Here is a 13,048-nt window from a genome sequence, read left to right on the forward strand (position 1 = left end):
AGCAATGAGCGAAGAACTCACCCTGACCAAGCCGCAGGACGATGTGCCGGCCTCGGGCGAGCCGCTGCTGACGGTGAACGGCCTGACCAAGCACTTCCCGATCATGGGCGGTTTCCCGTTCAAGCGGCAGGTGGGCGCGGTCCAGGCAGTCGACGGGATCGACATGACGGTGATGCCGGGCGAGAGCTTCGGCCTCGTCGGCGAGTCCGGCTGCGGCAAGTCCACTACGGGGCGGCTGCTGACGCGGCTGCTGGAGCCCACACGCGGCACGATCTCCTACCGCGGCCGTGACATCTCCCACGCCAGCCGCAAGCAACTGGCGCCCGTACGCTCCGAGATCCAGATGATCTTCCAGGACCCGTACTCGTCGCTGAACCCCCGGCAGACGGTCGGCTCCATCATCGGCAACCCGATGGAGGTCAACGGGATCAACCCGCCCGGCGGCCGGGAGAAGCGCATCCGGGAGATGCTGGAGACCGTCGGCCTCAACCCGGAGCACTACAACCGCTTCCCGCACGAGTTCTCCGGCGGCCAGCGGCAGCGCATCGGCGTCGCACGGGCGCTCGCGCTGGAGCCCAAGCTGATCGTGGCGGACGAGCCGGTCTCCGCCCTGGACGTCTCCATCCAGGCGCAGGTCGTCAACCTGCTCCAGCAGGTGCAGCGCGACCTGGGCATCGCGTTCGTCTTCATCGCGCACGACCTGGCGATCGTGCGGCACTTCTCGCAGCGCCTCGCCGTGATGTACCTGGGGAAGATCGTCGAGGTCGGCGACCGTGAGTCGATCTACCAGCGCCCCCGCCACCCGTACACGCACGCGCTGCTGTCGGCGGTGCCGGAGGCGAAGCTGGACGAGGGCGAGGAAGACCAGCGCGAGCGCATCCGCCTCGCGGGCGACGTGCCCTCGCCTATCAACCCGCCCTCCGGGTGCCGTTTCCGTACGCGCTGCTGGAAGGCGCAGGACAAGTGCGCCACGGAGGAGCCGCCGCTCGTCCAGATCACGGGGAACGCCGCGGGGCATCTGACCGCGTGCCACTTCCCGGAGGAGGGGTCGACGACCGCACGCGAGCAGGACGTCGTACTCGACTCGGCGCTGAAGGCGATGGAGTCCGGCGGGGCCGGGGCCTGAGAGGGCCGGCCCGGTCCTGAGAGGCCGCTGACGCAAGGCTCACGTGGGCGCCGCCGCGATCGGTTCGCGGCGGCGCCCACGCGTGTGTCCGGCGGTACGTGCGGTGCGCGTGCCGTGCGGCACGCCGTGCGCGGGCAGGTCCGGCTCAGGCCACGCCCAACGTCCGCTTGAAGAACGCCACTTGAAGCAGGAGCAGATTCTCCGCGATCTGCTCCTGCGGCGTCATGTGCGTGACGCCGGACAGCGGCAGCATCTCGTGCGGACGTCCGGCCGCGAGCAGCGCCGAGGAGAGCCGCAGCGTGTGCGCGGCGGCCACGTTGTCGTCGGCGAGCCCGTGGATCAGCATCAGCGGACGGTGCCGGTGATCCGCCCCGGACAGGCCCTCGTCGGTGACCACGGACGAGCGCGCGTACACCTCCGGGTCCTCTTCGGGCGTGCCGCAGTAGCGCTCCGTGTAGTGCGTGTCGTACAGCCGCCAGTCGGTGACGGGGGCGCCCGCGACCGCCGAGTGGAAGACGTCCGGGCGGCGCAGCACGGCCAGCGCCGCGAGGTAACCGCCGTACGACCAGCCGCGGATGCCCACCCGCGTCAGATCCAGCGGATGGTCCTCGGCGAGCGAGAGCAGCGCCTCGACCTGGTCGTCGAGCGTGACGTCGGCGATCTGCCGGGAGACCGCCTTCTCCCACGCGGGCGAACGACCCGGCGTGCCACGGCCGTCGGCCACGATCACCGCGAACCCCTGGTCGGCGAACCACTGCGAGGTCAGCCAGGCGTTGTGCGCCGCGACGACGCGCTGTCCGTGCGGACCGCCGTAGGGGTCCATGAGTACGGGCAGCGGGCCGTCGCCCTCGCGATAGCCGGTGGGCAGCACCAGGCCCGCCGGGATGCGCCGCTCCCCGGTGCGCAGCAGCCGTGGCGACGTCGACAGCAGCGGCGTCTCGGCGTGCGACGGTACGGCGTCCAGGGGCTTCAGCGGCAGCGCACCGTCCTGGCCGTCCTGGCCGCCAACGCGCAGCACGGCGGCACGCGAACCGGGCCGCGACAGCGACGCGGTGACCAGCACGAGGGTGTCGCCGCCGCGCACCGCGGACGCCACGTGAGGCTGCCCGGCGGCTCCCGCGCCGGGCTCTTCGCCGCCGTCCGGGTCCGTCAGGCGCTCCACGCCCGCGCAGGAGCCGTCGCCTGCGAAGCGCGCGAAGTAGACGCCGACGTCGCCGACTTGAGCGCTCCCGCCCTCGGCGGGCTCTCCCTGGCCGTGCTCGCCGCCCGCCCCCGCGGAGGCGGAGAAGAGCACACCGTCCTCCCCGACGTCGAGTACCGCACGTACATGTGACGAATCGTCGGTGAAGGCGCTGCCGTCCACCGTCAGCACCCGCGCCCCGGACGAGTCGTCGATCCGCACCAGCCGCCCGTCATGCGTCCATGCGGGCACTCCGGCGAACAACTCCAGCCAGTCCGGGTCCTGTTCGCCGTGGAGCGTGCTGGTGGCGCCCGTGCCGGTGTCCACGCCGAGGTGGAGCTGCGTGCGCTGGTCCCGCGCCTGTACGAGCAGCAGCGGCGGGCCGCCCGCCGACCAGTGGACGCGTGCGAGATACGGGAAGCGCTCGCGGTCCCATCGGACCTCCAGTCGCTCCGCGCCGCCGTCGCCCTGCGTGTCCAGCGGACCGAGCAGATGGAGCGTGACGTCGGCGTTGGGCGTTCCCGCCGCCGGATAGGCGACCTCGGACGGCTCCCGGTCCGGATGCGCCGGGTCGGCGATCCACCAGCGCGTCACGGGGGAGTCGTCGGCGCGTGCGACCAGCAGCCGCCGGCTGTCCGGCGCCCACCAGAAGCCGCGCCCGCGGTCCATTTCCTCGGCGGCGATGAATTCGGCCAGACCGTAGGTGATCCGGTCGTTCTCGGGGACGGCCACCGCACGGTCGCCGGTGCCGTCCGTACGTACGACACGGAGGGCGCCGCCCGACACATAGGCGATGTGTGTGCCGTCCGGGGAGAGGCGCGGGTCCACGACGGGCGTGGGAACGCGCAGCTCGCGGCACTCGCCGCCGGGCGTCAGGCCGGCTGCGAAAAGACGCCCCGACAGGGCGAACACGGCCTGTGCGACCGCGATGTCAGTGGCATATCCGACGATTCCGGCCGAACCCTCGCGGCTGCGTTCCCGCCTCGCGCGCTCTTCCGCGGACAGCTCCTCGGCCGCGCCGCCGAGGAGGCTCGCGGGATCGGCGGCGACGTACTCGTGCCCGGTGGAGGGCTCGCGTACCCACAGGAGATTCGCCCGGTCAGTGCCCTTGCGGGAGCGGAGGAAGACGACGCGGGAGCCGTCGGGAGCGACGGTGAACGCGCGTGGGGCGCCCAGGGTGAAGCGCTGGGTGCGGGCGTACTGACGGGGAAAGGTAGTGGCCATGGGCCAGAGCGTAGAGCCTGGCGGGCGCGAGCCGGGGTGGCCGGATTCGAATATGCGCCCCTCCTCTGCACCCGTGCACCCGGCCAATGCCATCTGACGGATAGTTATGATCCATTGCGCGACGCGGGAGCCGGGTATGAAGCCGGGGGCCCGCTCGTGTCATGGGCTCATGCTGTCCGGATTCCGTCGCCCGACCGCGCGTACTTGGAGGTGAACCGCCGTGGCACTCTCGATTTCGGCGGTCGTGCTGCTGCTGATCATCGTCCTGCTGCTCGTCAAGAAGGCCGGGCTGAAGGCCGGGCACGCGGTGGTGTGCGTGCTGCTGGGCTTCTATCTGGCGGGCTCGTCGATCGCACCCACGATCAACGAGCTGACTACGAACGTGGCGGGCATGCTCGGGGACATCAAGTTCTGAGCTGTTCGAGAGGGGCCGTAGGGTCAGGGGCATGAGCGCAGCTCCTGACCGCCGTCTACTGCTGGTGCACGCGCACCCCGACGACGAGTCGATCAACAACGGTGCCACCATGGCCAGATACGCCGCCGAAGGTGTACAGGTCACGCTCGTCACATGCACCCTCGGCGAGGAGGGCGAGGTCATCCCCGCCGAGCTGGCGCATCTCGCGCCAGAGGTGCCGCAGCCGGGGGCTCCCGCTCCGGAGCCCCCGGCCGCCGACGACGGCATCACCCCCCTCGCACGCCACCGCATGAGCGAACTCGCCCACGCCATGCGTGAGTTGGGCGTCACCGACCACCGCCTCCTCGGCGGCCCCGGTCGCTACCGCGACTCCGGGATGATGGGTCTGTCCACCAACTCGCGCCCCGGGTCCTTCTGGCAGGCACCCCTCGACGAGGCGGCGCTCCATCTGGTCCGTGTCGTCCGCGAGGTGCGTCCACAGGTGATGGTCACCTACGACCCCGACGGCGGCTACGGTCACCCCGACCACATCAAGGCCCACCGCGTGGCGATGCGCGCCGCCGAACTCTCCGCGGACGCGGACTTCGCACCCGAGGCGGGCGAGCCGCACCGGCCGGCCCGGGTGTACTGGAACTGCGTGCCCCGGCCCGTCGTCGAGGAGGGCTTCGCCCGGCTGCGGTCGCAGTCGCCCTCTCCTTACGAGGTATACGCCGAACCCGAGGACGTACCGGGGCTGTTGGAGGACGGCGTCCCGCCCGACGTCGCCGTCGACGGGCGTGCCTACGCCGAGGCCAAGGCGGCCGCCATGAGCGCGCACGCCACCCAGATCACCGTCCACGGGGGCGGCTTCGCACTCTCCAACGGGCTTGGCCAGCCACTGATCAGCACCGAGTACTACCGCCTCGCTCGGCCCCAGGGGGAGCGATCCGGCGGCCCCGCAACGGACTTGTTCGACGGAGTGGACGCATGAGCGGCGAAGACGGCAGGGGAGAGGACGGCAAGCGGCAAGGGGGCGGCGGGCAGTCGGACGGCGCGCCTTCGGACGGGGCTCGTTCGGACGGTGCGCGTTCGGCAGGTGCGCCCGCGAACCGTGAACAGGGCGGCGGGCAGCGGCAGCTCACGCCGGAGTGGCCCACACGCGTGCCCGCCTCCCGCACCGCACGCCTGGCCGTCTATCTGCTGCTGCTCGCGCTCGGAGTCGTCACGGCGGCGGCGGGCGCGCTCGTGCAGAGCGGCTGGTTCCCGGGCGGACTGGTGCTCGCGCTGGCCGGTGCGGTCGGGCTCTTCTGGGGCGGTGCGAAGTTGTGCCGTACGCGGGTCGGGGCGGCGGCCCCAGGCGTCGGCTGGGTCGTCACGGTGTTCGCGCTGACGTCTCCGCGCCCGGAGGGCGACTTCGTCTTCGGGGCGGGCATCGGTTCGTATGTGTTTCTACTCGGCGGGGTGCTCGCCGCTGTGATGTGTGCCACCATCGCGCTGCCGGCACCGCCAGTGCCTGGGCCCAAGTACCGCTGATGAGGCCGCTGTCCAGGGGATTGAGAGGGAGAGGGTCCCGCGGCGGCGACCCCAAGTAAGCTGGTGCGCGCCGGCGAGCCGTCCTGGGCCTTGCATGATGGGCGGCGAACCCAACCGGGAGTACCTGCTTTGAGTCGTGAAACTGACCGTTCGTCCTCCGGGCCACAGGGCCACGGCGGTCCGTCGTACCCGCCGGGTACGGGGCCGTACGGCCCCGGCGCCGCCGGGGACTCCGCCGACCCGGAAGAGACGGCGGCCTCGGACGCGCAGCGGCCCGAAGACCGCAAGACGGAGACGACGCTGACGACCCGCATCCGGATCAACATCCCCGGATCGCGGCCGATTCCGCCCGTCGTGATGCGTACGCCCGTGAGCGAGGCCGACACCGACGGCGGCAAGAGCGACGCCGCGGGCGGCACCGGGAAGAAGGGCGCCCCGCAGTCCGACGTCGCACATCCGCTGCGCGCTCCCGGAGACGGGGTCTCGGGCACCGGGCCCTCGTCGGTGCCGGGCGGTGGCGCGGGAGCAGCCGGTGCGCCCGGAGCGGGCTCCTCCGGGGGGTCACGTACGTCCGAGGAGTCGTCCGGCGGCGGCGAGTTCAAGCAGAAGACCAGCGACTGGTTCGCGCCCCGCAAGGCGAAGCCCGGCTCGGGCGCGGGCCCCTCTTCCGGTACGGGAGCGGGTTCCGCGACGGCCTCGGGCGCGGGAGCCGGTGCGAGCGCGCCTCCCCGGCCCGGCGGCCCGGCGGGCGCGGGCACACCGCCCGGCGCGGCGGAGTCCCCTTACGGCAGCAGCGATCCGTACGGCGTCCAGAACCCCTACGGCGCGGGCGACCCGTACGGTTCGTCCGATCCGTACGAGACGGGCTCCTACTCGCTGCCCCGCACGGACACACCGCCCGGCGGCACACCGGCCCCTGCACCCGGCGAACTGCCCGGCCACGGCGGCCAGGGCACACAGAGCGGCCCGACGACGGGACCCGTCAGCGGTGACATGCCGCTGCCCCCGCCGCCCGCCGAGAGCGGGGCGCCCCCGGAGTCCCCGGCGAGCTCCACTCTCGGACTGGGCATCGGACGCGCCCCGTTCGCCCCTGGCGGCGCGGGCGAGGAGATGCTCGCCCGCGAGCAGGAGGGCACCGGCGGCAAGGACGGTCTGCCCGCCTACCCGGGCTCGTCGTCTTCGCCGGGCTCGCCGGGCGGCGGCGAAGGCACCGCCGTGGCGGACGAGCCGGAGGGCGAACGCATCGTCAGCGACACCCTCATGAGCAGGGCCCCGCGCCTTGCCGAGGAAGAGCTGGCGGGCACCTCGGGCTCGCCGTTCGAGCGCGTATCCACGAGGCCGTCGGCCGTACGTGCCGACGAGTCCTCCGGAGGCGGCCGTTCGAAGCTGGTGCTCGTGGGGGCCGCGGTCCTCGGGGTGGTCGGCATCGCCTATGGCGCGGGTCTGCTGCTCGACCACGCGGACGTTCCGAACGGCACGACGGTGCTGGGCGTCGAGATCGGCGGCATGAGCAGGCACGAGGCGGTCAACAAGCTGGACGCGGCCTTCGGCGACCGTACGACCCAGGCGTTCACCGTCGTCGCCGGGGACCAGCGGGCCAAGCTCAAGCCGAGCGTCGCGGGCCTGACCCTGGACACCGAGGCCACCGTGCGCAGCGCAGCCGGCCGTGACTACAACCCGGTCTCCGTCATCGGCTCGCTCTTCGGTGCCGAACGTGACGCGGAGCCCGCGCTCAAGGTCGACAAGGAGAAGATGGCCTCGGCGCTCAGGCAGGTCTCCAAGCAGACCGGCGTCGGAGGCGCGCCCAAGGACGGAATGGTCAAGTTCGTGGGCGGCAAGGCCGTCGGAGTACCGGGCAAGCCGCACAAGGGAATCGACACGGGCAAGGCGAGCGACGAACTGGAGAACGCCTACCGCACCCGCGCGGCCACCGGTAACAACAGCCCCGTCGAACTGCCCGTTTCCGTGCAGCAGCCGCAGGTCGGCAAGAAGGAAATCCAAAGGGCCATCCGGGACTTCGGCAAGCCCGCCATGTCCGGACTTGTGACGATCAAGGCGGGCGACGCCTCGATCCAGTTCAGCCCGGAGAAGTCGCTGCCGAAGTTCCTGTCCATGAAGCCGGTCAACGGCACGCTGGTCGACACATACGACCTGCCGGTGCTCAAGCAGCTCTACGGGACGACCTTCGCCGGGGTGAAGATCACGCGCGGCGACGGCAGCAAGTCGCCCGTCACGCCGCAGGACGTCGCGGGGGCGCTCCGTCTGGCGCTCAAGGAGACGAACCCGGCCAAGCGCGTACAGGAGATTCCGCTCAATCCGCAGTGATGCGTGCGCATCCGCGGCAGTGAGACGCGTCTGTGTGAGGGATGCGTCAGCGTCAGAGATGCGTCCGAGATACGCGTCTGGCATGAGATGCGTCCGCTGTCAGGGACCCGGTGGTGCTGCGGGGGAGCGGTGTGCGCGGGGTGCCTGGGGCGGCGGGTGCGGGGGTGCGCGGTGCGCGGGGCCTGGGCGTGGATGACAGATGCTGAAATCTGTTATCTGCCATCTGTTGTCTGTCGACTGTCCTTCGTCATCTGTGATCCGTCATCTGACATGCGGCATCTGACATCTGTTACCTGTCATCTGAAATCTGACGTCTGTCAGTTGAGCCTCGCGCGGGCCGCTCGCGCCGCTCGGCGCAGCTTCTCGGCCTCCGCAGGTTCCATCGCAGAGATCGCCGACGCGTACTCCTCCAACTCCGCCGCGCCGCCCCGGAAATCACCGCGTTCCACGAGCAGCCGCGCACGTTCCTGACGCAGCCTCGCCGGGCGGTGGGGAAGAAGCAGCGACAGGTCCAGCGCCCAGAGCTGGACGCCCGACTGTTCGGGGCGTGCGGCGGCCCAGGCGCGGATGTTGTTGAGAATCCGCAGCACTATCTCCAGCGGGCCAGAAGGGTGCAGCATCGCCGCGGAGAGCGGCACGCGGGCTCCGGTCGCACCCGCGACGAGCAGTTCCAGATCGCCCGACGTGAGCAGCCGCCCGCCGTTGTAGGGGTCCGCGAGGGCGTGTTCGCCCGTCGGATCGCCGAAGCCGACCACGAAGTGCCCCGGCAGGCCCACCCCGTACACAGGCGCGCCCGCGCGCCGGGCCACCTCCATCCACACCACCGAGAGCAGGATCGGCAGTCCGCGCCTGCGGCGCAGCACAGACGGCAGCAGGGAGGAGTCCAGCCTCCGGTAGTCGCCGGGTACGCCGTGAAAGCCCTCGTCCCGTCCCAGCAGCCGTCCCAGGGCGCGGGCCCACTCCTCGGGCGTACGGGCGGGGGCGTACGGCAACAGCCCTGCCAGACGGTCGAGTTCGATCTGCGCTTCCAGAACTGTCTGCTCCTGGCCGCCAGGCGGCAGCTCCCGCTCGCCGCGCGTAGCACCCGCGTCCGCGTCCGCGTCCGCGTCCGGTCCTTCGCGCCCGCCCTGGCCCGCGCCCTCCTTGTCGTGCTGGCCCGCGTCCTCGCCGGAGGCGCTGCGCACCGGTCCGCGGCGTACCGGCCCGGTCGGCGTCGTCGCCGCCTCGACGGCGATCAGCAGGCACAGCAGCGCCAGATCGGGCCGCTCCTCACGGGCCGCCTCCGCGAACCGCTCACGGTTGCTCCGGCCGCCCTCGTTCTCGTCGTATCGCTCGTCCAAGCCCCCGCCCTCGCCGCTGTCGCCGCTCTCGCCTTCGCTGCCGCCCCCGTCGGTGCCGTCACCCGCGCCGGTGCCGCCGACGGACTCGTCACGGTCCTCGTCACCGCCGCCCTCTCCCGTGTCCTCACCGGCCAACGCGGATCAGTCCTCCGGGGCGCGGCGGTAGTGGTACGCGTGATGGTCGGCGAAGCCCATCCCGTCGTAGAGCGCACGCGCCGCGTCGTTGTCGCGCTCCACCTGGAGGTACGCCGCCGAGGCACCCTCCGCGAGGGCCGCCCTCGCCAACTCGCCCATCACCGCGGTCGCCAGACCTTCCCTGCGCCGCCCGGGAGCGACCTCTATCGCCGCGAACCCGGCCCACCGTCCGTCGACCACGCACCGGCCGATCGCCCCCGCGGGCACCGCGTCACCCGCGCCGCCCGCACCATCCGCGCCGCCCGCCGCCGAAGTCGCCGCGCCCGCCGCCGAGGCCGCCGCGCCCGCCTCTTCGCCGGGCACCGTCGCGAACCATACGGACGGCCCGCCCGTCAGCACCCTCCTTGCCGTACGCGGCATTTCACGGGCGCGGCCGTAGAGCGAGAACCAGTCCGCGCCGGGTGTGCGGCTCAGCCGTACCCGCCCGTCGGGCTCACGGTCGGCCAGGGGCGCCAGCGCCGCCACCCGCAGCACGGCGTACCGTTCGCCGGTCCAGCCGCGCTCGTCCAGTTCCGCCGCGAGCAGTTCGTCGCTGCGTTCGCCGCCCGTGGTGACCTGCACTCGCGGCACCAGCCCACGTGCCTCGTACCAACGCCGTACCCGGTCGAGCGCCTCGGCCCTCGGCAGCCCCGGATCGTCCAGCGGCAGTACGGAGTTGGCGCGTGCGGTGAAGCCCTCGCGCCGCCGGGCACCCGTGCCGCCGCGGCTGCCTTCGCTGCTTCCGCCGTGTCCGCCTGCGCCACCGGGGCCGTCCGGAACCTCCTCGGTGCTCGCCCTGAGCGTCCAGCCGCCCAGCCGTTCCGTCTCCACGGCGGGCCAACCGCGCGCCGCGACCTCGACGAGTTCACGTACGCTCGCAGCAGGGAGGCCGCGCCGCCGCGCCGGTGCGTCCGGCACGACTTTCCCGGCGACCAGCGCCGACTCCGCGACCGGCACGACCTGTCCGCCGCGGCGGGTGATGTGGAGCACACCCTCGTTCCAGGATGTGAGAACGCCGACGGTGTCGGTCATGGTGGCGTGCCGCTCCCCGGCACCGGTCAAGTACCGTACAGAAATACGTTTTCCCACGTCAGACGCGGTGATTCGGACCGTGAGGCGTCCGCCCGTGGTGAATTCCACAGCTCTACCCGCCCCTCCTGTTCGTCTCGGTACCGGGAACGGAGATACTAGGACGGGCATCGACGACGCCGCGCTCCCGCGCGCCCAGCGGCGGACCCCTGACACCGGTCCGCCGGCCCTCATCGAGGAGGAACGACAGCGTGACCTACGTCATCGCGGAGCCTTGTGTCGACCTTAAGGACAAGGCCTGCATCGAGGAGTGCCCCGTCGACTGCATCTACGAGGGCCAGCGGTCCTTGTACATCCACCCGGACGAATGCGTCGACTGCGGTGCCTGCGAACCGGTCTGCCCGGTCGAGGCGATCTTCTACGAGGACGACACTCCTGAGGAGTGGAAGGACTACTACAAGGCGAACGTCGAGTTCTTCGACGAGCTGGGTTCGCCCGGCGGAGCCAGCAAGCTCGGCCTGATCGAGCGGGACCACCCGGTCGTCGCCGCGCTCCCCCCGCAGAGCCACGACGAATGACGCGAAGGCACCGGCGGCTCCGCCTCGGTGCTCCAGCGAAGCGGCCTGAGCGGTCCCGCACAGCGCGCCGGAGTTCCGGCGGGCGTGCGGGACCGTGTGTTTCACAGCAGAGAGCGAGTCATTCCCGTGGCTTCTTCATCCGGTTTGCCTGACACGTCCGGCTCACCCGGCTCACCCGGCTCACCCGGGTCACCCGGGTCACCCGGCTCGTCCGGTTCGGCGGGCGCACCCAACCCACGTGCGGGCTCGGGCAGTTCGGGATCGGGCCGCACGGACTCCGGTACCGTCTCCGGCCGTCCCGGCCGCGCCGGCTCCGCCTCCGGTACGTCCGTCTCCGCGCGGCTGCCCGAGTTCCCCTGGGACAAGCTGGAGCCGTACAAGGCCACGGCCGCGGCGCACGACGGCGGCATCGTCGACCTCTCCGTCGGCACACCCGTCGACCCCGTACCGGAGTTGATCCGCCGCGCGCTCACCGACGCCGCCGACAGCCCCGGTTACCCCACGGTGTGGGGCACCCCCGCGCTGCGTGACGCGATCACCGGCTGGTGCGAACGCCGCCTGGGCGCCACCGGCATGACCCACCGGAGCGTGCTGCCCATCGTCGGCTCCAAGGAGTTCGTCGCATGGCTGCCCACCCAGCTCGGGCTCGGCCCAGGCGACCGGGTCGCCTGCCCGCGGCTGGCCTACCCCACGTACGAGGTGGGCGCACGGCTCGCCCGCGCCGAGCCCGTCTTCTACGACGACCCCACGGCACTCGACCCCGACGGGCTGCGCCTGCTGTGGCTCAACTCCCCGTCGAACCCCACCGGCAGGGTCCTGGACGCGGCGCAGCTCACCCGCGCTGTCGCGTGGGCGCGCGAGCACGGCGTGCTGCTCGTCAGCGACGAGTGCTATCTGGAACTGGGCTGGGAGACCGAACCGGTGTCGGTGCTGCACCCGGACGTCTGCGGCGGTTCGCACGAGGGCCTGCTCGCGGTGCACTCGCTCTCCAAGCGCTCCAATCTGGCGGGCTATCGCGCGGCCTTCGCCGTCGGCGACCCGGAACTGCTCACGGAACTGCTCCACATCCGCAAGCACGGCGGAATGATGGTGCCCGCCCCGGTGCAGGCCGCCACGGTCGCGGCGCTCGGCGACGACGCACACGTCGAGCAGCAGCGCGAGCGCTACGCCCGTCGCCGCACCGCACTGCGCACCGCCCTGGAGGCCCGCGGCTTCCGCATCGAGCACAGCGAGGCGTCGCTCTACCTCTGGGCCACCCGGGACGAGCCGTGCTGGGACACCGTCGGCGACCTGTCCAAGCTCGGAGTGCTCGTCGCGCCGGGGGACTTCTACGGCACCGCGGGCGAGCGGTTCGTACGGGTAGCGCTGACGGCCACGGACGAGCGGGTGGCCGAGGCGGTACGGCGCCTGGAGAGCTGAGCGCCTGGAGAGCTGAGCGGCTTCGGAACGGCGGGCACCCGACGGCGGGCACCGCGCGAACGGCGAGCACCGAGCGAACGCCCCACTCACGCGGAAGGGCCGCGGAGGGAAACCCTCCGCGGCCCTGCGCATGGCCGTGCGCCGAGTGGCGTGCCGTCAGCCCAGGCTGATGGGGCTCTGGCCGTTGCCGCCGATCAGACCCTGGACCGGCGTCTGGCCGCCGGTGACCGCCCGAGTCGCGCCCTCCAGGGGGAGGGCACGCGCCGGGTCGCCCTTCATCGTCTCGTCGGTCGGCAGGCCCTTGGTGCGTACGTCCGGAACCTGCTTCCCGACGTCCGGGCTCTTGGGGAGGCCGTGCTGGGCGGCGCCGGCGATCAACTTCTCCGCCTCGGAGGCGGCCGGGCCGTTGTTCGTCTTGGCGCTGGCGCCGACCTCCGGCACACCGTCGGTCTGGTCGAGGGGGCTGGTGCTGCTCATCGGGGTGAGAGCCTGGGCGCCCTCGGAGGCGGCGTGGGAGACCTTGTCCCCGACGCCCGTGTCCAGGTTGCTCAGCCCGCCCACGTCAGCGGTCGTCGGCAGTTCGGCGGCACTCGCCGCACCGGCCGTACCTACGACGGAGGCGGCGCCCGCGGCCGTCAGCAGCACGGTCTTGGCGATCCGGCGCGTGAGAGGGAGGGACATGTTGCTCCTTTGACGGAGAGATCTACTGCTACGGAAACGTGGTGC

Annotated in this window: 11 protein-coding genes; 7 read left to right on the forward strand and 4 right to left on the reverse strand. The window is 72.1% G+C overall.

The features are described 5' to 3' along the window. The first annotated feature begins 4 nt into the window (after nt 1–4). Entirely contained in the window at nt 5–1,126 is a 1,122-nt protein-coding gene (locus tag MMA15_RS18890) for an ABC transporter ATP-binding protein (protein ID WP_241061312.1), read from the forward strand. Between the two features lie 145 nt (nt 1,127–1,271). On the opposite strand, the gene MMA15_RS18895 is transcribed toward MMA15_RS18890, so the two are convergent. Continuing rightward, nucleotides 1,272–3,530: a S9 family peptidase gene (locus tag MMA15_RS18895; protein WP_241061314.1), complete on the reverse strand. Its 2,259-nt coding sequence runs from the start codon at nt 3,528–3,530 to the stop codon at nt 1,272–1,274. A 220-nt stretch (nt 3,531–3,750) separates the two neighbouring features. On the opposite strand from MMA15_RS18895, the gene MMA15_RS18900 reads away from it, so the two are divergent. The 4 genes from MMA15_RS18900 to MMA15_RS18915 all read left to right on the forward strand — a co-directional run bounded on the left by MMA15_RS18900 (nt 3,751) and on the right by MMA15_RS18915 (nt 7,782). Further along, a complete protein-coding gene (locus tag MMA15_RS18900; RefSeq protein ID WP_028434116.1) occupies nt 3,751–3,945 on the forward strand; it encodes a hypothetical protein in 195 nt (64 codons plus the stop codon). Nucleotides 3,946–3,976: 31 nt separating this feature from the next. Continuing rightward, nucleotides 3,977–4,915: an N-acetyl-1-D-myo-inositol-2-amino-2-deoxy-alpha-D-glucopyranoside deacetylase gene (mshB, locus tag MMA15_RS18905; protein ID WP_241061316.1), complete on the forward strand. Its 939-nt coding sequence runs from the start codon at nt 3,977–3,979 to the stop codon at nt 4,913–4,915. Beyond that, nucleotides 4,912–5,457, forward strand: a complete 546-nt coding sequence (locus tag MMA15_RS18910; RefSeq protein ID WP_241061318.1) for a DUF6113 family protein — start codon at nt 4,912–4,914, stop codon at nt 5,455–5,457. Before mshB ends, MMA15_RS18910 begins: the two co-directional genes overlap by 4 nt. Nucleotides 5,458–5,586: 129 nt before the next feature. After that, nucleotides 5,587–7,782, forward strand: coding sequence for a peptidoglycan binding domain-containing protein (locus MMA15_RS18915; protein WP_241061320.1), 2,196 nt, complete (start codon nt 5,587–5,589; stop codon nt 7,780–7,782). A 317-nt stretch (nt 7,783–8,099) separates the two neighbouring features. Here the strand turns inward: MMA15_RS18915 and MMA15_RS18920 are convergent, their stop codons facing one another. Together MMA15_RS18920 and MMA15_RS18925 are read right to left on the reverse strand one after the other, a co-directional pair. After that, nucleotides 8,100–9,122: a transglutaminase-like domain-containing protein gene (locus MMA15_RS18920; protein ID WP_241063289.1), complete on the reverse strand. Its 1,023-nt coding sequence runs from the start codon at nt 9,120–9,122 to the stop codon at nt 8,100–8,102. 141 nt (nt 9,123–9,263) lie between these two features. Then, entirely contained in the window at nt 9,264–10,436 is a 1,173-nt protein-coding gene (locus MMA15_RS18925; protein WP_241061322.1) for a GNAT family N-acetyltransferase, read from the reverse strand. A gap of 140 nt (nt 10,437–10,576) precedes the next feature. Between MMA15_RS18925 and fdxA the strand changes: the two genes are divergently transcribed. Both fdxA and dapC read left to right on the forward strand, forming a co-directional pair. Next, the gene (fdxA, locus tag MMA15_RS18930; protein ID WP_241061324.1) at nt 10,577–10,903 is read left to right on the forward strand and encodes a ferredoxin; all 327 of its coding nucleotides are present in this window, start codon (nt 10,577–10,579) and stop codon (nt 10,901–10,903) included. 342 nt (nt 10,904–11,245) lie between these two features. Then, the gene (gene dapC, locus MMA15_RS18935) at nt 11,246–12,322 is read left to right on the forward strand and encodes a succinyldiaminopimelate transaminase (protein ID WP_241063290.1); all 1,077 of its coding nucleotides are present in this window, start codon (nt 11,246–11,248) and stop codon (nt 12,320–12,322) included. A 156-nt stretch (nt 12,323–12,478) separates the two neighbouring features. Here dapC and MMA15_RS18940 read toward each other — a convergent pair whose 3' ends face one another. Then, nucleotides 12,479–13,003: an ATP-binding protein gene (locus MMA15_RS18940; protein ID WP_241061326.1), complete on the reverse strand. Its 525-nt coding sequence runs from the start codon at nt 13,001–13,003 to the stop codon at nt 12,479–12,481. Between the last annotated feature and the right edge of the window lie 45 nt (nt 13,004–13,048).

Origin of the sequence: Streptomyces marispadix, assembly GCF_022524345.1 — a bacterium.
GTDB classification, from domain to species: Bacteria; Actinomycetota; Actinomycetes; order Streptomycetales; family Streptomycetaceae; genus Streptomyces; species Streptomyces marispadix.

Bases quoted from the DNA above. Each gene is read 5' to 3' on its own strand.
- MMA15_RS18890 (WP_241061312.1), top strand. From the start codon at position 5: ATGAGCGAAGAACTCACCCTGACCAAGCCGCAGGACGATGTGCCGGCC.
- MMA15_RS18895 (WP_241061314.1), bottom strand. From the start codon at position 3,530: ATGGCCACTACCTTTCCCCGTCAGTACGCCCGCACCCAGCGCTTCACC.
- mshB (WP_241061316.1), top strand. From the start codon at position 3,977: ATGAGCGCAGCTCCTGACCGCCGTCTACTGCTGGTGCACGCGCACCCC.
- MMA15_RS18910 (WP_241061318.1), top strand. From the start codon at position 4,912: ATGAGCGGCGAAGACGGCAGGGGAGAGGACGGCAAGCGGCAAGGGGGC.
- MMA15_RS18940 (WP_241061326.1), bottom strand. From the start codon at position 13,003: ATGTCCCTCCCTCTCACGCGCCGGATCGCCAAGACCGTGCTGCTGACG.